Genomic DNA, 19,351 nt, shown 5'->3' on the forward strand with positions numbered 1-19,351 from the left:
GGCGCCCATTGGTGGGGCACGCCGGGCAAGGTCTATGTGTCGACGGATAGCGGCCACACGTTCACGCTGAGCCAGAGCTCGGTGGCCGCGGGGCTGGCCCCCGGCTACTTCTCGAACAATTCGCTCGCGGTCAACCCCAACGCCGAGGGCGACCTTTGGCTGGCCGACGGCAACGCCGTGTACCGTTCGGTGGATTCAGGAGCGACCTGGACGAAGCTGAGCCAGTTTGCGTCGATCCTGGGCAGCAACCCGTGGCCCGACGTACAGGGCGCCACCCAGGTGGCATTGGGCAAGGCCAAGCCCGGCGCTGCGTACTCGGCAGCGGTCTACGTGGTGGGCGTGGTGAAGGGCGTGTGGGCTGTGTACCGCTCCGACGACGCCGGCGTGACCTGGACTCGCTTCAACGACGACGCTCACCAGTTCGGCGGCATGGGCGTCATGGTGGCCGATCAGAACGTCTATGGCCGGATCTACGTCAGCGGCACCGGCAGGGGCTTGATGTACAGCAACTGAACCAGGTGCCGGACTGGCGGCCGCTTGCCGGGGGGTTGCCGGCAGCGGCCGCCGACCCCTGCGCCAAGGTCTCCGCCGCCGGCTCCCCCGAGCGCGGCCTGCCCTTCCGCGCCTGGGCCCCCACGCCACCCATGGGCTGGAACAGCTGGGATGCCTTTGGCGCCAGCCTCGCCGAGGCCGAGTATCTGGACCAACGCGCGCATCCCGGCCGAGCGCTTCCTGCCCTTCGCCCCGAACCTGCCTGTCGCACATCAGCTCGTTCACCCACTTGTGGATGCGAAGCTCAGCGAAGCCTCGTCCCGCGGGCTGATGTCGTTTCCATCGAAGTCGCAGACTGATCTCATTCGCATCGAAGGCATTGAAGCGCTGCTGGCGTGTGCGACCGAAGCGATTTGCCTGAGGTTGCCCAAGGCGCGCCTGTTGGTGCGCTTTGATCCTCGACTTCCGGCCGAACTGCTCTACTACCTGGTCCTCGCCGATTACGAGCAGTCCGATCTTGACTTGGCGCAGCAATACGTCGCGGCCGGCGAGCGCGTCATGGAACTCGGCGCCGGCATCGGCGTTACGGGATGCGCACTGGCGCGTGCAAGCGGGTTGCCCCCGATTCTCGTGGAGCCCAATCCCATTCTGTGGGAACACATCGAGCGGAACTTTCAAGCCAACGGGCTCGATGTCCTACTGGTCAAAGGGGCGGTGGTTCCCACGACTTATGCACACTCGACGGTGAATTTTCACGTGGCCGGGAACTACTGGTGGAGTTCGCTCAGGCACGGCGATTCAACACGTCAAATCGCGGTGCCCGCGCTTCCGTTGTCGCGACTCCTGAACGAGCATCAACCCAATGTGCTTGCGATCGACGTTGAAGGAGCGGAGGACTCTTTCCTCAATGAGGCATTGCCAGAATCTGTCCGAAAGGTGTTCATCGAAATCCATACGCCTGCGCTTGGCACGAGCATCGCTTGCTCAGTTGTCGCGTGGCTGGAAGCCAACGCGTTTCGACTGATTGATCTTAGAGCCCACACGTGGGTGTTCAAGCGTTGAGATTGATTGACTCATCTCGCTGGCGTAGCTCTCGGCCGGCCCTATACCGTTTCGTGTGAAACGCGACAACACATCCCCGACATGGCGTCGCAGTCCTGATCAGCGCGGCATGGCGGGAGCGAACGGAGAGGCCGGCAGATCGGTGAGCTTGCTCAGCCGCAGGTAGGCGATGTGGATGAAGTTGGTCGCCGTGCGGAAGCCGCGGGCGGCGCGCTTGGCCGATCAGGGCCGCACAGACAGCCTGTGGATCCGAGGACCAGCCGAGGGTGCGGCACACCACTGGCCGAGCGGCCTGCCATTCGGCATCGCTGAGCAGCCCCTTGCGAGGTGCGCGCACCGGCTGCATGGACGCCTTCACGCACATCAGCGAGCGCGACTCGCGCGCGGCCGACCTGTGCACGAGCCTGTGCGCCGTGCTCATCGCGCAAGCGACCAACACCGGCTTCGAGCCGCTCGTGCATCAGGACGTGCCCGCACTACGCCGCGATCGGCTGTCGTGGGTCGAGCAGAACTACGTGCGCGGAGACCCTCAGCCTGGCCAATGCCCAGCTCGTCGCCGCGCAGAACCGGGTGACGCATGGCCCATGCCTGCGGAGGCGGCGAAGTGGCCTCGGCCGACGGCATGCGTTTCCAAAGGGCGGGGACAACAACGCAGCGGCCAAGGCTCGGCCTGCCCGCGTGCGAAGCATCAGAATTCCAGCGACATCTTGTCGTGGACATGCAGCACGCCAGGCGTGCGCCACGCTGAGGCCACGGCGGTTTCGCGCTCGGCCCAGCTCTGGACCTTGCCTGTCAACGTGATGTCGGAGCCGTTCACGGACACGTGAATCTTCTTGGCGTCGGCGCTAGCCGTCCGCTTCAGGGCGACCTCAATGTCGTCCTTCACGGCGCTCATCGAGATGTGCGGCTTGATCGTGATGAGGTTGCTGACACCGGTTACGCCCATCAGGAACCGTACGCTCGCCGCGGCGGCCAGGCGCTGATACTGCCAACCGACACTCCCTCGGAGTGTGATGAATCCGTTCTCGACCATCACCTTGATAGTCCCCTCGGGAACCGAGGTCGACCATTCGAGCACCTGCTCCGCGGAGCGAGCGATATCGGCGTCAGTTCGGCCGCCCAAGCCCGGAGCCTTCAGCTTCATGTCGATGGCCAGCGCATTGACGCCGCAGACCCGCTGGGCGGCCCGCTCGGCATGCCACTTCTCAGCGAAGTTGTGGACTTCGCCCGATAGCGTGACGACGCCGTCCTTCACTTCGACGCCGATTTCGGTGGCATGCACCGAGGGCTCCCACTTCAGTTCTTCGAGGACGTCATGCTGCAGTTGTGAATCTGACTTCTTCATGGTGTGCTTCCGTGTTGTATGGGACGCCAGACTGGGCGCCATGTCGAAGACGGTCTGTGCGCTGGCACCCACAACAAGGGCATCAATATGTTTCAGCTGGTTTTGTGCTTGCTGGCGGTCGCTACTGTCGGCCTCTTCGCCTACGGGGCCAAACGGCGGACCGGCACCATGCGGACGCTGACCAGAAGGCTCGAAGCGGCTCGACTTGACGACAGGGTTCGGCCATTGCCCCCAGCGCGCTTCAACTCGCGCGAACCGTCAAATCGCTGACCTACGAGTTCTCGCCGTGACACCACGAGTTGCCATCACAGCGGCAGTCTCGGCGGCTATCGTATTGGCCCTTTGAGTTTGATCACCGTGGACATCCAATTGCCCGGCATCGACGGGTGGGAGTTCTTGCAGCGCATTCGGGGTGGGTTCGGCTCGTCTGCGTGAAGACAAGCGCCTGGCCTTTCCCGGCACACCACGTGGCGAGCAAGTCCAGGATCTGTATTCCGCCGCGGGCGGTGGCCTGAGTTGGCTTGAAGCGTACTATCGAGCGTCGCGCGTCGGCGCGAGGGAGGCTGGGATCACATATGCAAACTGGGTGCAATGGGTCGAGGCGATTCTGGCGCATTCGGCCGCCTCCGGCGCCGATGCCACCTCGATCGCCGAAGTGGCGTGTGCCGTCTGGGGCGACATGGCCGTTGCCTTGTCGCCCATCATCGGACAGCACGGCATTGCCAGGCGGAAGGTTTGGTGAGATCAACATGACCGAGCATCTCGACAACGCCAGGCGGCGCACGCCGGACCAGACCGTGCTCGATGAATATGCGGAAGCGATGCGCAAGGAGTTGCTCCGGTTAAGGCGAGACCTGGACCAGGTGCAGCGAGAGTTCAACGATACCCGCGCCGCACAGTTGTTGGAGGCGAACGAGCAATTGGTGCTCACGGCTCTTCAATCGGAGAACATCGCCGAGACCGCGATGCTCAAGCTGAACGATCTGACCCGGGTTACGCAGCGCGATGCCCTGACGGACACGCCCAACCGTGCGCTCATGCTCGACCGGCTGCAAAACGCCATTGCCATGGCAAAGCGGCACGAGGCACGCATTGCGGTGCTCTTCGTCGACATTGACCATTTCAAGCAGATCAACGACACCTATGGGCATGCCGCCGGGGACGCGGTGCTGCAACTTGTGGCGCGTCGGCTGGAGGGGGCCGTCCGCGAGTCCGACACGGTGGGCCGGCACAGCGGGGACGAATTCCTGATTTTGTTGGCCGAAATTACGCAGGCTTCGGATGCCTCTCTCATCGTCACGAAGATGCTTGCCGCCGTTGCGGCGCCCCCCGCGGGGCCCCGCGGGCGTGCCGCCTTTTCCGGTGACTGCCAGTGTCGGAATCGCGATCTACCCCGACGACGGCGTTGACGCACAAAGCCTGATCGAGCGAGCCGATGCGGCCATGTACCGTGCAAAGAAGGCGGGCGGCGGCAGGTTCGTATTTCACAGCAATGCCCCGTCGCTCGACGCGAACGAAAAGCGGTTGCCGGAGAACGGCGTGCGAGGCGAGCCACAGAGAGAACTGGAACAACAACAATTCCACGATCTGCGGGACGCCAACGAACAATTGGTGCTCTCATCGTTGGCTGCTCAGGAGGCGCAAGAGCTGGCCACGCAGGCGCAGCGGCGCCAAGTCAAGTTCCTGGCCATGGTGGCCCACGAACTGCGCAATCCGCTCGCCCCGATCCGCAGCGCAGCCGAACTCCTGAATTGGGCGCGTTCGAATGAACAACAGCATGAGAAGCTTCAAGAAATCATCAAGCGACAGCTGACCCACATGGCAAGGATCATCGACGACCTGCTCGATGGTTCACGCGTGGACAGTGGCAAGTTTCACCTCGAATGCAGTGCGGTCGATTTGATCGGCATCCTCGAGGTGGCGATCGACTCGTGCATCCCTGCAATGGACGCAAAACTGCAGCACTTGAGAGTACAGCTGCCGCATGGTCCGCTTGTCGTGAACGGCGACCCGGTACGGCTGGATCAGATTTTTCGCAACCTGCTGGACAACGCCACCAAGTACACCCACAAAGGCGGTGGCATCGCGCTCACCGCGGTAGTGATTCATCAGGCCGTCGTGCTCACCGTGTCCGACAACGGGATCGGGATCGCGGCAGAAGCGTTGCAGCGTGTTTTCGACCTGTTCGTGCAGGACCCGCGTGCCATTGCCGTTCACGGCGGCGGCCTCGGTATCGGCTTGGCCGTGGTCCGCGAACTGGTGGAGGCTCACGGTGGAAGCGTCGTTGCAAGCAGCTCCGGCCATGACCTCGGCAGCGAGTTTGTCGTCACGCTGCCAGTTGTCGCGGATGAATCGCTGCCGGCTTGAACCAAGCATGCTTGCGCGGCGACTCGATCGATTCGATGTAGCGCAGGATCGAGCGGGTGTACCGGGCGCTCGCGACTGGGCGCGGTCGCGGTTCGATGCGCCGATGACATCGACCGACCGCGGCTCGAGAAACTGGTCGAGATGGCGGATGCTCATCGGGCGGATGCGCTTCAGGGCGTGATCGCGACCTTGAGCACGCCGTCGCGCTGGTGACCGAAAAGCTCGTAGGCCGCCTCGATGTCGTCGAGCTTGAATCGGTGCGTCACCATCGCTTCGAGGTCGACCCGCCGCGCCGCGATCAACGCCATCAGCCGGCGCATGCGCTCCTTGCCGCCGGGGCACAGCGTCGTGACGATCTTGTGGTCGCCGAGCCCGGCGGCGAATGGCCCGAGGGAGATCGTGAGGTCGGTCGAATAGACGCCCAGGCTCGACAGTGTTCCGCCCGGGCGCAGCACGCGCAGGCACGCCTCGAAGGTCTGCTGCGTGCCGAGCGCCTCGATCGCGACGTCGACGCCTCGGCCGTCGGTAAGGCGCATGATCTCCTCGACCGGATCCACCTTGCTGCCATCGATCACGTGGTCGGCGCCCATCTTCGTTGCGATGGCCAGGCGGTTGGCGAGCCGGTCGACGCCGATCACCGTTGCGGCACCGCTGAGCTTGGCACCCGCTGTCGCGCACAGGCCGATCGGACCCTGCGCAAATACTGCGACGGTGTCGCCGATGCGCACACCCGCGCTCTCGGCACCGCTGAAGCCAGTCGACATGATGTCGGGGCACATCAGCACCTGCTCGTCGCTCAGCGAATCGGGAATCGGCGCCAGGTTGGCCATCGCGTCGGGGACCAGCAGGTATTCGGCCTGGCAACCGTCGATGGTGTTGCCGAACTTCCAGCCGCCCATCGCCTTCCAGCCGTGCGCAGTGCCTGCACCGTCCTGCGAGCCGACGCCGCACAGGCACGCGGTGCTCCAGCCGCTTGGCGTGATCGCCCCGGCGATGACGCGCTGGCCCTCCCGGTAGCCGCGCACCCCCGACCCCAGCTTCTCGATCACGCCGACCGGCTCGTGTCCGATCGTCAGGCCCCGGTTCACGGGGTACTCGCCCTTGAGGATGTGGATGTCGGTGCCGCAGATCGTGGTCGTGGTCACACGCAGCAAAGCGTCCTGCGGACCGACATCGGGAATGGGCTTGTCGTCGAGGACGATGCGTCCAGGCTCAGCGAAGATGGCTGCCTTCATCATGGTCATCAGATTTCTCCAGGTGGCGAGACACCAGGTTCGCCTTGCCATCGTGCATCACGTGCTCCTGCGGCCGCGGCGCTCAGCGCCCCATCGGCGTGCCGTCTTCATTCGACAGCACGATCTCGACGCGGCGATTCATCTGGCGTCCGAGCGCGGTGTCGTTGGTCGACACCGGCCGCTCTTCGCCATAGCCGCGTGTGGTGAGCCGATCGGCGAGCACACCTTGCTCGACCAGCGCATCGCGCACCGCACTGGCACGACGTTGAGACAGATCAAGGTTTGTATCTTCGCTGCCTTGGCTGTCGGTGAAGCCCTCGATGACTGCGGTGCGCTTCGGGTGGCGCTTGAAAAAGTCCACCAGCTTGTCCATGTCGCGCACTCCGTCGACTCGCAGGCGAGCACGGTTGGAGTCGAACTGTACGTCGCCCAGCGTGATCACGTCGCCGCGTTCGGTGGACCGGGCCTTCAGATCCTTCAGCTGCATCTCGAGTTCGCTCGCGCGGGTTTTGTCCTGCTGCGCGCCGGCCTTCGCTACAGCCAGTTCGACCGTCTTGTCTCGGGTGTCGCGGCGGGCGTTAGCCACATCGCGCCTCGATACCTCTGCGTCAGCCCGTGCCTTGTCACTCGCGGCACCGGCCTTGGTCGTCGCTGCCGTCCGATCCCAGACCTTCGCGCTGGCAGTCTCTCGAGCGATCGAGATGCGCTGCTGGGCCAGGTAGGCCAAATGATCGACGATGTGCACGTTCTCGCGCTGCGACCATGCAGTATCGGCCGTGCGCACGGCTTCGCCGGCCTGCGCGGCTTCCGCGGGTGCGAGCAGGCTGACCTGCGAGTCGGCCTGCAAGGCGCGATAGCTGGCGTGCGCACGGTCGAGCGACGCGTTGGGCTCGGTCAGGGAGCCGCATCCGGCCACGATGGCGACCAGCGCCGCAGCGGCGATTGCGCCGCGGCGCGGCAGCGTGGAGATAGAGCGCGTGATGTTCATTGGGTGCCTCCTGGGCCGAGAGGCAGGGTGCGTGCACCCATCTGTTCACGCGCTGCAAGCTGTGCCTCATCGGCAGCTTGATGAGCCTTTGCAGATTGGGTCTTGCTCACGGCGAGCTGTGCATCGGCTTGTGCCTGCTGAGCGAGTCGCAGCGCGCTCATGTAGTCCTTGTCAGCCATGGCTCGTTGCGCGCCGGCGAGCTTCTCGTTGGCCATGCGCAGCTCGGTGGCCGCGTAGCCTTGCGCGCCACCGGCATTGGCGGCCTCAACGGCTGCTTTGGCAACAGTCATCTGGTCGGTGGGTGGCGGTGCGCTCGTAGCGCAGCCCACGGCAGCTAACGTCAACACGCCGGCCGCGAGCAGACCGTGCGGCAGAGTGAACTGGATGAATTTCATGGAGTATCTCCTGGTGAAATCGATGGTGGCTTGGCGATGCTCAAGGGTGGCCGTCCACATGCATCCTGCGTTGGATCTTTCTCATCATTGGCATCCCCGATGGCGCCGGCCATTACGGCCGTCGCCACCGGCGGACCATGGCCACTTGGCTTGGCGAATGTGATGCCCTGCAAACGTGGCGTCTGTTCGCAAGGACACATTTCAATGCGGCGTCAGGGCAGCGGCCGAGCCTTCAGAGGCTGAGAGTTTTTCGATCATGCCCGCTCATCACGCCCAAAGCCCCCTGCTCGTCGTTGCAAAGAGTTCTTCGTCGCTGACGACTACAGCTCCCGCAATCGAGCTTCGAGCTGCTTCGAGGCCGTGATCTCGACGAAGGTGATCACCGCGCCCTGGATCACATTGGCATGGGTGCGGTAGGGCATGATTCGCACCGAATACCAATGCCCGTCGGTGGTCGCTATCTCCTTTTCGCAAAATGCCAGCGTGCGCAGGGTTTCGTGAACGTCGGCCAGCAGTTGCGGATAAAGCAGAGTGCTGGCCAACTCGCTGAGCGGCCGGCCGATGTCGCCCTCGCGGAGGTGAATCACGCGCGTGATTTGATCCGTGAAACGCCGCACATTCAGTTCATTGTCGAGGAACAGCGTGGCGATCTCGGTACTGTTGAGCAGATTGCGCATGTCGCTCTGAGCGAGCGCCAGATCGTCAAGCTTCGACTGAAGTTCGTTGTTGATTGTCTGCAGCTCCTCATTCATCGACTGAGCCTCCTCCTTTGAAGTGGTCAGCTCCTCATTGGCCGACTGCAACTCTTCGTTAGTGGACTGCAGCTCCTCGTTGGCAGCTTGCAGTTCTTCTTGGGAAGCATGCATTTCCTGGCGCAGCGCACGGACTTCTTCTTGGGCTCGGGCCAATTCGTCGGCAAGGGCAGGCTCGACCGGCCCCGCCGGGCTCTTGCGTCCTCCTCGGCGGGCTGCCGGGACGGCAATCTCGCGAAACACGATCATTGCCATGCCTTCGAGCGCTTTATGGTCCTGCAACGCTTGCACGGTGATATTGACCGTGACGCCCGCCTCGTCGTCGAGCTTGAGGCCGAACAGATCGACGGACTTCCTCTCCTGCAGCGCGGTTCGCAAAGCGACGGTTAACTGCGCCCGAATGCCTGGCCGCGCCATCACGTGGATGTTCCAGTTCGCTTTGCCCGCCGCAGGCTCAAGGTATCGGCCCGTGCGCCCGCTGATGTAGACGATGTCTCCGACTTCGTTGACCAGCACCGCCGGCGGAGAGAACACTTGCAGCAGCACTTGGTCGGCAAGTGACTGCAGGTTGACTGGCGGGGCGGACAGCGAGGTCAAATTCGACTCCTTTTCGGTGGTGCGCGACGACGAACGGTGATGGACGGGAAAGAAGGTCGCAGCGGCACCAGAACCATTGTCGACGCGCCAATAGAGCCGCGACTTTGGATGCACAGGCGTGAAGAGCAAGTGCGAGCGTCCGACTGTTTCCGATCCTCCTAGCAACAGCGCGCCGCCAGGACGCAGGCTGTAGTGAAAAAGGGGCACAAGGCGCTGCTGCAGCGAGGCGCTGAAATAGATCATCAGGTTGCGGCACGACAGGATGTCCAGCTTGGTGAATGGCGGGTCAAGGATCACATCATGCTGCGCGAACAACACCATCTCGCGGATGCTCTTGTCAATGAGAAAGCCTCCTGCGTGCACGCTGAAGAAGCGGGCCAGGCGCTCGGGCGCAACGTCATTGACGATCGCTGCGGGATAGTGCCCTTTGCGGGCGACTGCGATCGCGTCCGCGCTAAGGTCGGTCGCGAAAATCTGCAAGGCACTCGCGCCGTACTCGGGCAGAGCGTCGACCACCTCCTTGAAAGCCATCGCCAGGGAGTAGGCTTCTTCTCCGGTCGAACAGCCCACCACCCATGCTCGCAGATTGGCGACACCGGGAGCACATCGCTCCAGCAGAGCGGGCAACACCTTGTTCTTCAATTCCTGCCAGACGGCAGTGTCGCGGAAGAAGGCGGTCACACCGATGAGCATTTCCTTGAAGAGGAGATCGAGCTCGAGCGGGTTCTGCCGCACGAAGGACTCATACGCCTGCATCGAGGCGAGCTTGTAGACCGCCATGCGGCGTTCGATGCGACGCACCAGCGTGCTGGATTTGTACAGGGCCAGATCGTGTTTGCTGCGCTCGCGAAGCAAGCACAGGATCGCGTGCAGCGCGGATGCGCTGTGCTCGATGGCACACGTCAGCGGCGCCGGTGTCGACATCCCCGCTGCCGCCACTCTCAGGATGCGCTCTGGCAGCTCCGCGGGAAGCGCGACGATGTCCGTGCACCCCGCGGCAAGCGCACTCCTGGGCATGGAGTCAAACTGGGCCGATTCGGGCTTCTGCACCACGGTCAGGCCGCCCTGTGTCTTGATCGCATGGAGACCCAGCGTGCCGTCCGATCCCATGCCCGACAGCACGACGCCAATCGCCTGGTTTCCCTGGTCTCTCGCGAGGGAGTTGAACAGAATGTCGATCGGGAGCCGCATGCCGCGCGGCTTCGTCGGATCGGCGAGGTGCAGTGTGCCGCCTGCCACGGTCAACTCAGCGTTGGGCGGAATCACGTAGACAGTGTCGGCCTCCAGGCGCAACGATTCGCTTGCTTCATGGACACGCATCGATGTCGATCGCTGGAGCAAGTCGCTGAGCATCGGCTTGTGCGTCGGGTCCATGTGTTGCACGACGACATACGCCATCCCGCTGCCGGCCGGCACGTTGGCAAAAAACTGCGCCAGCGGTTCCAGACCGCCAGCAGAGGCCCCAAGAGCAACGATGCGTGGCGAGGGGGTGGTTGCAGGCGATTGTCGGTCGATAGAGATAGAAACCATGAACAAGTATGGGTGGAGACGTACCGGCGGCTGAGAGCCACTGGGCGAAAGCCAGGCACTAAGGCACAAATCCTTATGTACGGGAACGAACAGAACATTGTCAGCGCAAGCGCAATCATTTTGATGTGGGCTCGCGCCCGCAAGAGGCCGGTCATTTGGCCAGGCGTCTTTCCGTTGAAGTCAAAAGGGAGAAGAAACATGACCAGCTCTGAAAGCTCAGTCAACCTAATCAGACAGTTTGTATCCACGTGCATGCTCGCGATCGCCGCGATGCTTGGCAGCGTCTTCCCGGCATGGGCCCAGGTGTCGCTGGGTGCGGCGTCGGGATTTTCTATCCTGGGGGGCACGAACGTAACCTGCACTGCCGGTTCCGTGGTCACCGGAGACATAGGTGTCTACCCAGGCAGCTTTACGAATACGGGTTGCACCATCGCGGATGGGAGTCCGCCTGGGACCAACACGGCCGCGGCTTTGGCGCAAGCCGCTTTGCTGAATGCGTACTCTTCTCTTCAGTCCACTCCTTGTACCCAAACCATCTCGACCGCTGCATTCACAGGCAATGTGCCGCCGCTCGGTCCGCTTGCGCCTGGTGTCTATTGCTTCCCCGCGGGGGTGACATTCACTGACTCGACATTGACGCTCAATGGGCCCCCGAACGGGATCTGGATTTTCAAGGTCGGGGCAGCTCTTACTGGCACCAATTTCTCGGTGGTCATGACTGATGGTGGTCAGCCGTGCAATGTGTTCTGGTCGGTCCGCGCCGGTGTGACGATGACAACGTCGGCCTTCAAAGGCAACATTCTTGCGGGTAACGGCACCGACGGGTCCATCACCTTGACCGGTGGTTCCGTTGCTGGCCGAGCCCTGGCAAGGGTCGCCGTGACCCTCACTGGCACGAGCGTCGTCGGCTGCGATGCATTGGCAGGCAATGAGTGTAGAGCGCGGACGCCGCCCTTGATGTCGTTGGCTGAACCCACGGAAAAATCCGGGGTGTCTCACACCTCTAGATGACGCTGGCGGAGTGCAGGCATCCTCGAAGCGGAAGGGGCAATTACTTTTACAGCCCTTCCGCGCGCGCGTATGCTCAATGCGGAAAATAGCCGGTCTTCATCTTCAGTACTACGGTTCCATGGCAAGGGCCTGCCCTTGCGCAAGATTGCACTCTGCGGGTCAGCGGCTACATCGTCGATGTGGCCGAGCAGAAGAATCATTCCAATGGATAGGGAGAGGCATGAATCAGCACCGGTCAACTTGGAATCGGCGGCCGCGGGTCGCACCGCCCGCGACTGGTCCTTCTGAACCCGCGAGCGTGGTGGCGGCGTCCGAGTTCGACACCCTCAGGCTGCTGCACGAGCTGCAGGTGCATCAGGTCGAGTTGGCGCAGCAGAACGAGGAACTCAAGAACGCGCGTGCCGATCTCGAGGCAAGCGCCGACCTCTACTTCAGACTGTACGAGTTCGCACCGGTGGGTTTGGTGACCTTGAACCGAGGAGGCATCATCCGTGAAGTGAACCGGTACGGCCAAGACTTGCTTGGCGGTTCGGTAGACAGTCTGGTCGGCGCTTGTATGTTCGATATGCTGATCAAATCAAGCCGCCGCGAGTTGGAGCACGCTCTCGCCGCACCCATCGACGCAGAGCATGCCTTCAATGCCCTGGACCTGATGGTTGCCGTGCCGGCCGTCGCTGAGCGTGTTCTTCGCGCCGAAATGCATCCCCGCCCTGCTGTGGACGATTGCGTCTTGCTCGCGCTCACCGACATCACCGAGCAAAAACGGGCGCAGGCCGATCTTGCGCAGACCCGAGAGCTCCTCGACATGTCGAACCGGGTGGCCCGCATCGGATATTGGCAGGTGGCCCAGGGTGCGGAGTCGACTTGGTCTGCGGTTGCGCGCGAGATATTCGATGTGCCACCCGGCCATATGCCAGACATCAAGGAGATTCTCGGCTGCTTGAAGGACGACGAAAGCCGGGACAAGATTCACGCCGCCCATGTGAATGCCATGAAGCGCGGCAGGACGTTCGACCTTGAAATTCCGATCACGACTTTCCTGGGCCGAAAACGATGGATCCGCGTTACCGGACGTGCCGAGGCAAGGCGCAACGGGCAGAGATGCATGCTTGGGACCGTCCAGGACATTGATGCTCACGTCGAGGCGGAAGCCGCGCGCACAGCGCGAGCCCGGGCGGAAATGGCCAACCGCAGCAAAAATGAATTTCTCTCACGCATGAGCCATGAATTGCGTACGCCGCTCAATGCGGTACTCGGCTTCTCCGAGCTGCTGGAGCTGAGCAGTGTCGTGAGTTCTTCCCCCGCCGTCGCCGCCCACGTGCAGCACATCCACGATGCTGGCCAACATCTCCTCGCGATGATCGACGAGATACTAGACTTGACATGCATCGAGTCCGGCGACATGCAGATCGTGATGAAGCCGCTCGAACTGTCTGCGGTGCTGGGCGAGTGCATGACACTCGTCGAGCCCTTGGCAATGGCCCGAACAGTCACCTTGCACTTTGCCGCTCACGAGGTGGACCTCCACGTTTCTGGCGATCGCACCCGTTTGCGGCAGGTTCTGGTGAATCTGCTCAGCAATGCCATCAAGTACAACAGGGAGGGTGGATCTGTACAGATTGAGCTTTCCGATCGAGAGGGCCGAGTCGCCATCTCGGTGCGCGATACCGGCCAGGGCATGTCGCCGGACCAGCTCTGTCAGTTGTTCCAGCCGTTCAACCGGCTGGGTGCGGAGCACAGCGGCATAGCGGGAACCGGGCTCGGCTTGGTGATCGCGAAGCAACTTGTCGAGGTTGATGCATGGTGCCATCGAAGCCGAGAGTGCGCCCGGGGTGGGTTCGGTTTTCACCGTGCACTTGCAACACGCCGCCACGGACGCGTCGCGCTGCCCCGCCAATGCTCCATTGGCGACGGCGCCAGAGTCCGCCTCTGGCGGACGACCTTTTATCGTGCTTTGCGTTGAGGACAACCCAGTCAACGTGGAACTGATTCGAGCCACATTGGCGCTTCGCGACCAAGTGAGGCTCGAGGTAGCAACAGACGGCAAGGAAGGCCTCGAAGTGGCGCGCCGAGTGCAGCCCGATCTCGTTTTGCTCGACATGAGTTTGCCGATCTTGGACGGCCCCGCCGTTCTGGCCCGCTTACGGGCGGACCCGACATTGGCCCAGATTCCATGCGTGGCAGTGTCGGCGAATGCAATGCCTTCTGACATCCAGCAGGCACTTGATGCTGGCTTCAACGACTACATCGTGAAACCTTTCGCCGTGGCCTCCATGCTGAAATTGCTGGACTGCATCATGGCCCAATCGCGTCAGCGCGCGACTACTTCTGGCAATAGTACGGCGGCTTCAACAATTCATTGACCCACCGGAAGGTACATCGCGGTCGCTGTCGATGCCCGCGAGACCCGAGGCCCACGGGGCTCGGATTGTTGCTGCCCTTGAGCACGATGTCGTCGTCGCCGGTGCTCACGTGGTTGAACGCAAAAACCACGTTCTTCAGATAGCCGTCGATTGACAGACTTAGCTCGGCCCGTTAGTCGTTGACGGATTTTCTTCGCTTGGAGGAAAAGCGGGCTCACTGGAATAGTGACACTTTTGCCTCGTTCTACGACTCGATTGGGCTGGGCCGACTAAGCTTGCACAAGGCTACTATGTCAGCGAAGCCGTGGTCGCTGGCGAGGCCAGCAAGATCCTCCGCGGAGCGCCATCGGAGAGCGCCAGCAAAGTCAGAGTTCGCTCACGAGAACCGAGCCGTGGCATCGGAAATCCGAACGCGCTGGCCCGTGGACGAGACAGAATCGGACGGAGAACCCGCGCTGCAATGACTACCGACGAGACCACGAACATGAGAGCCCAGCTCGTTTCCGCATTGAGTTCAATTCCATCGCAGGCATCACACCCGATTGCGGAGCAAATGCCTGTCGGCATTTTCCGCAAGGATGCGGCCGGACGCTTCATCTTCGTCAACGCCCGTTTTTGCCAGATCCTGGCCTGCACGGCGGACCAAATTCTTGGGCGAACCGTTGCGGAGATTGCCGCCGAAGATTCGCAGAATCCGACGCCGAGGTGGCGGCCGGAACACGTCACCCAAGCGGGTTTGCACCATGCGCTGATCATGCGAACCGGGCAGCAGGTCGAGCGAGAGGAAGTCCATTTCTGCCCCGGCAGCCCGCCGCAGCATTTTCAGGTCATTGAATCTGCAGTGCTGGGACCTGAGAAGACAATCGATGGAAGCCAGGGGGTCATGTTTGACATCACCGAGCGCAAGCAGACCGACGGCATTCTGGCCAACGATCGTGAGTTGCTGCGGGCGCTGCTGGACAACTCGCCGGACCACATCTATTTCAAGGACACCCAATCACGCTTCATCAAATCCAGCGCGAAACAGGCTCTCCAATTCGGGATGAGCACGCCCGACGGGCTGGTGGGCAAGTCGGATTTCGACGTCTTCTCCGACGAACACGCCCGCGCCGCATTCGAGGACGAGCAAGAAGTCATACGCACCGGCCTGCCGATGATCGGAAAGGTGGAAAAGGAAACTTGGATAGATGGGCGGCCCGACACTTGGGCTCTGACGACAAAAATGCCGCTTCGCAACCGCGACGGCGAAATTGTCGGCACCTTCGGCATCACCAAAGACATCTCGGAACTCAAGGAGGCTGAACGCCGGATCGCCGACGTGCACAAGCAATTGCTCGAGGCCTCGCGGCTGGCCGGCATGGCCGAGATCGCCACCAACGTGCTGCACAACGTCGGCAATGTGCTCAACAGCGTCAACGTCTCCGCAGCCTTGGTCAGCTCGCGGTTGCAAAACTCCAAGCTCAAGGGGCTGGCACGCGCGGTGCAATTGATGGATTCGCATGCCGACGATCTGGGCGAATTCCTCACACGTGACGCCAGGGGCAAACTGCTGCCCGGCTACCTGCGCGGGCTGGCGCAGGTATTGGAGGGCGAGCACGAGGCCATGGCCGAAGAGCTCGGCGTGCTCGGCAAGAGCATCGACCACATCAAGAAAGTCGTCGCGAGCCAGCAATCGTATGCCGGCGCATCCCAGGTCGTCGAATCTTTGAAGATTGACGAACTGCTGGACGACGCGCTGCGCATGAATGCCGGCGCAGTGACGCGCCACCAAGTCCGGATTGTGAAGAACATCCCCGAGCTTCCGGCCCTGCCGCTGGACCGGCACCGCCTGCTGCAGATCCTTGTGAACCTTATCGACAACGCCAAGCAGGCGATGAACGAAGCGCCTGACGAGAGCCCATGCCTCACGATTGGCGCTGCACTTGTGAACGTTGCAGACGGGCGAGCCTTGCGCATCACGGTTGCCGACAACGGCGAAGGGATCGCGCCGGAGAATCTGATACGCGTCTTTGCGCTCGGCTTCACCACACGCAAGAACGGCCACGGCTTTGGCTTGCACAGTTGCGTGCTGTTCGCGCAGGAGATGGGTGGTACGCTGACCGCGTGCAGCGACGGGCTCGGCCATGGCGCTACATTCGTTCTGGAAATTCCGATCGAAACCCCGAAAGGCTAGCGATGACCAGCCTGCAGAACCGGCGCATCCTGCTGGCCGACGATATGCCCGCGATCCACGCGGACTTCCGCAAGATTCTCGCGCCGCAGGCGCCGGAGTACGCCGAACTCGGTGCCGTCGAGACCGTATTGTTCGGCGACGAACCAAAGGCTGCGGCGAACGCGATCGCGTTCGAACTCGAATCGGCCTACCAGGGACAGGAAGCCCTGGCCATGGTTCAGGCCTCGCTGTCGGCAGGCCTGCCCTACGCGCTGGCCTTCGTCGACATGCGCATGCCGCCAGGCTGGGACGGCGTGGAGACGATCGAGCGTCTCTGGCAGGCAGACTCGCGACTGCAGGTTGTCATTTGCACCGCCTACTCCGATACCTCGTGGGAGGAGGTGCTGCCGCGGCTGGGCGCGCGTGACCGGCTGCTGATTCTGAAGAAGCCCTTCGACCCGATCGAGGTTCGCCAGCTCGCGAACGCGCTGACCGCCAAGTGGGAAATGACAGAGCAGGCGGCTGCACAGCTCAGGATGCTGGAAGAGGCGGTTCGGGAACGCACCCATGCCGATGCGCGCATGGCGGCGATTCTGGACAACATTCCAGATCTGGCCTGGGTGAAGGACGCAAGTGGCCGCTTCGTCGCCGTCAACCGGGCGTTCGCCGTCTTGATGGGATTTTCAGCACCGAGCGACATGATCGGCAAGACCGACCTGGACATCCTCCCGCCGGACCTGGCAGAGGCCAACCGCATCGAGGACGCGGAGGTCATGGCGTCGGGCCGCACCATTCGCGTCGACCAGCATTTCCTGAATCCCGACGGAACCAGCCTCTGGTTCGAGAAGATCAAGACCGTGCTCTATGACGGCAATGGTCGATTGGCCGGCACGGTGGCCATTTCCCGCAACATCACCGAGCGCAGGCAAAACGAACGCGAACGGGAGGCGCGTCGCGTCGCCGAAGCGTCGAACCAGGCCAAGAGCGAGTTTCTGGCCAACATGAGCCACGAGATTCGCACGCCGATGAACGCCATTCTCGGCATGTCGCACCTGGCGCTGCAGAGCGGTCTGAATCCGCAGCAGTTCAACTATGTGCAGAAGGTGCACCGATCGGCCGAATCGCTGCTGGGCATCATCAACGACATCCTCGATTTCTCCAAGATCGAGGCCGGCAAGCTCGATATGGAGTCCATCCCGTTCGAGCTCGGCGATGTCATGGACAGCCTGGCCAACCTGCTGGGCATGAACGCCGAGGAGAAGGGCCTGGAGCTAGTGTTCGCCTTGCCGCCGGACCTGCCCAACGCGCTGGTCGGCGACCCCTCGCGGCTCGGGCAGGTGCTGACCAACCTGGGCAACAACGCGATCAAGTTCACTGAGCGGGGTGAGGTCATCGTCGCCGTCGAGGTGCTCGCGCGCAGCGCGACCTCGGTGCGCCTGCGCTTCGAGGTGCGCGACACCGGCATCGGCATCACGCCCGAAGAGCAGCAGCGGCTCTTCAAGCCGTTCTCGCAGGCCGACTCATCGACGAGCCGACGATTCGGCGGCACCGGCCTGGGCCTGGCGATCAGTCACCACCTGGTGCGCCTGATGGATGGCGAGCTCGGTGTGGACAGCGCGCCGGGCCGCGGCAGCCGGTTCCACTTCAGCGCAAGCTTCGGCATCGGGCTTGAACGCGCTGCTGACGAGGCGGCCCCGTCCGATGGTGGCCTGCACGGTGCCCGAGTGCTCGTCGTCGACGACAACGACGCCGCGCGCGAGGTGCTGGTGCACATGGCTGGCTCACTCGGGCTGCGCGCGTCGGCGGCCAGCGGTGGCCATGAAGCCATCCAGACGCTCGTGGCGGCGGATGAACGGGGCGAGCCCTTCGACCTGCTCTTGCTCGACTGGAAGATGCCCGGCATGAACGGTGTCGACTTCGCGAAGCAACTTACCAGCATGCCTCTGGCGCACCCGAAGCCCACGGTGCTGATGCTCACCGCCTTCTCCAGCGATGAAGTAGCGCGTGGGCTGGCGGCCGAACGGCTCACCGTGGCGGCAACGCTGACCAAGCCGGTGACGCCTTCGACGCTGCTCGATGCCAGCCTGAAGGCGATCGGCCGTCCGCGGCAGCAAGCCTTGCGAGGCGAACTGCGACAGGAAGCGCTGCAGAGCGACCGTGCCGCCCTGGCCGGTGCGCATGTTCTGCTGGTGGAGGACAACCCGTTCAATCAGGAGCTGGCGTGCGACCTATTGGGCAGCGCGCAGGTCGTGGTTCAAATCGCCAACAACGGCCGCGAGGCCATCGACATGCTGTCGCGCGAACGTTTCGACGCGGTGCTGATGGATTGTCAGATGCCCGTCATGGACGGCTATGCTGCCACGCGCGAGTTGCGCGGCGACCCGAAGTGGCACGATCTGCCGATCATTGCCATGACAGCCAACGCGATGGCGGGCGACCGCGAGAAGGTGTTTGCGGCCGGTATGAACGACCACATTGCCAAGCCGATCATCGTGAGCGAAATGTTCGCCACGCTGGCGCGCTGGGTTCGACCTGCAGTTGCTGCGGCGAGCGGCGGCTTGCCGAGCATCAAGAGCGCGGCTGCGCTGGCCGGGGTGATGGGCGACGAGCAGCTCTATCGGCGTTTGTTGGGCAGGTTCCGCGATCGGGAAGCCGGCTTTGCGGCCCGTTTTGGCGCTGCCTGTGCAGCGCGCGACATGCTCACGGCCACGCGGTTGGCGCACGACCTGAAGAGCGAGTCCGGCACCCTGGAGGCGACGGCCGTCCGCGAGGCCGCTGAGGCGCTGGAACACGCCTGCGCCAACGGCGCCGGCTCGGCCGTGGTCGACGCGCTGTTCGCGGCGGTGGTCGAGCGTCTCGAGGCTGTGTCGCAATAAGCCGGTTCGGCAAGAATCCATCGGATGCTCCCGCTCCCGATTCAGCTCGCAACATCGACTCTTCGCAAGGTCAGGATTTGGTTCGGAATGACTTCCCAATGTCCGTTCGGGCTGAGGTATCGAAGCCTCAACCCACGGTGGAGGACTTCGATACCTCAGCCCGAACGGGAGATGGGTCAGCCCCAA

15 protein-coding genes and 1 pseudogene are annotated in these 19,351 nt (G+C 62.8%); 11 read left to right on the forward strand and 5 right to left on the reverse strand.

Annotation, left to right across the window (positions count from 1 at the left end; genetic code table 11):
* The 3 genes and pseudogenes from AC30NL_RS00725 to AC30NL_RS00735 form a co-directional block, all read left to right on the forward strand.
* On the forward strand, positions 1 to 513 hold a 513-nt coding region (locus AC30NL_RS00725), incomplete at its 5' end, for a beta propeller repeat protein (protein WP_489462099.1).
* A 150-nt stretch (positions 514 to 663) separates the two neighbouring features.
* The gene (locus AC30NL_RS00730; RefSeq protein ID WP_489462100.1) at positions 664 to 1,554 is read left to right on the forward strand and encodes an FkbM family methyltransferase; all 891 of its coding nucleotides are present in this window, start codon (positions 664 to 666) and stop codon (positions 1,552 to 1,554) included.
* Positions 1,555 to 1,883: 329 nt separating this feature from the next.
* A pseudogene (locus AC30NL_RS00735) lies at positions 1,884 to 2,185 on the forward strand (Tn3 family transposase); the annotation flags it as partial.
* 57 nt (positions 2,186 to 2,242) lie between these two features.
* Here AC30NL_RS00735 and AC30NL_RS00740 read toward each other — a convergent pair.
* Complete coding sequence (locus AC30NL_RS00740; RefSeq protein ID WP_489462101.1) at positions 2,243 to 2,899, reverse strand: BON domain-containing protein; 657 nt, start codon at positions 2,897 to 2,899, stop codon at positions 2,243 to 2,245.
* Positions 2,900 to 3,311: 412 nt separating this feature from the next.
* Between AC30NL_RS00740 and AC30NL_RS00745 the strand changes: the two genes are divergently transcribed.
* Genes AC30NL_RS00745 through AC30NL_RS00755 form a run of 3 tightly spaced genes read left to right on the forward strand, consistent with a single transcriptional unit; the run spans position 3,312 to position 5,266 of the window.
* Positions 3,312 to 3,641 carry a hypothetical protein gene (locus tag AC30NL_RS00745; RefSeq protein ID WP_489462102.1) on the forward strand — a complete coding sequence of 110 codons (330 nt, stop codon included), beginning with the start codon at positions 3,312 to 3,314 and terminating at the stop codon, positions 3,639 to 3,641.
* Positions 3,642 to 3,648: 7 nt separating this feature from the next.
* A complete protein-coding gene (locus tag AC30NL_RS00750; RefSeq protein WP_489462103.1) occupies positions 3,649 to 4,308 on the forward strand; it encodes a diguanylate cyclase domain-containing protein in 660 nt (219 codons plus the stop codon).
* Positions 4,262 to 5,266: a sensor histidine kinase gene (locus AC30NL_RS00755; RefSeq protein WP_489462104.1), complete on the forward strand. Its 1,005-nt coding sequence runs from the start codon at positions 4,262 to 4,264 to the stop codon at positions 5,264 to 5,266. The genes AC30NL_RS00750 and AC30NL_RS00755 overlap by 47 nt, the downstream gene beginning before the upstream one ends.
* Before the next feature lie 170 nt (positions 5,267 to 5,436).
* On the opposite strand, the gene AC30NL_RS00760 is transcribed toward AC30NL_RS00755, so the two are convergent.
* From AC30NL_RS00760 to AC30NL_RS00775, 4 genes are all read right to left on the reverse strand, one after another.
* The gene (locus AC30NL_RS00760; protein ID WP_489462105.1) at positions 5,437 to 6,510 is read right to left on the reverse strand and encodes an NAD(P)-dependent alcohol dehydrogenase; all 1,074 of its coding nucleotides are present in this window, start codon (positions 6,508 to 6,510) and stop codon (positions 5,437 to 5,439) included.
* Positions 6,511 to 6,583: 73 nt separating this feature from the next.
* Positions 6,584 to 7,489, reverse strand: coding sequence for an OmpA family protein (locus AC30NL_RS00765; protein WP_489462106.1), 906 nt, complete (start codon positions 7,487 to 7,489; stop codon positions 6,584 to 6,586).
* Positions 7,486 to 7,884: a DUF4398 domain-containing protein gene (locus AC30NL_RS00770; protein WP_489462107.1), complete on the reverse strand. Its 399-nt coding sequence runs from the start codon at positions 7,882 to 7,884 to the stop codon at positions 7,486 to 7,488. The genes AC30NL_RS00765 and AC30NL_RS00770 overlap by 4 nt, the downstream gene beginning before the upstream one ends.
* A gap of 320 nt (positions 7,885 to 8,204) precedes the next feature.
* Positions 8,205 to 10,763: a chemotaxis protein CheB gene (locus AC30NL_RS00775; protein ID WP_489462108.1), complete on the reverse strand. Its 2,559-nt coding sequence runs from the start codon at positions 10,761 to 10,763 to the stop codon at positions 8,205 to 8,207.
* A 198-nt stretch (positions 10,764 to 10,961) separates the two neighbouring features.
* Here AC30NL_RS00775 and AC30NL_RS00780 point away from each other — a divergent pair, with 198 nt between their 5' ends.
* From AC30NL_RS00780 to AC30NL_RS00800, 5 genes are all read left to right on the forward strand, one after another.
* A complete protein-coding gene (locus tag AC30NL_RS00780; RefSeq protein WP_489462109.1) occupies positions 10,962 to 11,774 on the forward strand; it encodes an ice-binding family protein in 813 nt (270 codons plus the stop codon).
* A 220-nt stretch (positions 11,775 to 11,994) separates the two neighbouring features.
* Positions 11,995 to 13,737, forward strand: coding sequence for a sensor histidine kinase (locus AC30NL_RS00785; RefSeq protein ID WP_489462110.1), 1,743 nt, complete (start codon positions 11,995 to 11,997; stop codon positions 13,735 to 13,737).
* Between the two features lie 16 nt (positions 13,738 to 13,753).
* Positions 13,754 to 14,137, forward strand: a complete 384-nt coding sequence (locus tag AC30NL_RS00790; RefSeq protein WP_489462111.1) for a response regulator — start codon at positions 13,754 to 13,756, stop codon at positions 14,135 to 14,137.
* 553 nt (positions 14,138 to 14,690) lie between these two features.
* On the forward strand, positions 14,691 to 16,310 hold the full coding sequence (locus AC30NL_RS00795; RefSeq protein ID WP_489462112.1) for a PAS domain-containing protein: 1,620 nt from the start codon (positions 14,691 to 14,693) through the stop codon (positions 16,308 to 16,310).
* Between the two features lie 2 nt (positions 16,311 to 16,312).
* Positions 16,313 to 19,165, forward strand: coding sequence for a response regulator (locus AC30NL_RS00800; RefSeq protein ID WP_489462113.1), 2,853 nt, complete (start codon positions 16,313 to 16,315; stop codon positions 19,163 to 19,165).
* Positions 19,166 to 19,351: the final 186 nt, after the last annotated feature.

This window comes from Rhizobacter sp. (assembly GCA_021153565.1).
GTDB lineage: Bacteria > Pseudomonadota > Gammaproteobacteria > Burkholderiales > Burkholderiaceae_C > Albitalea.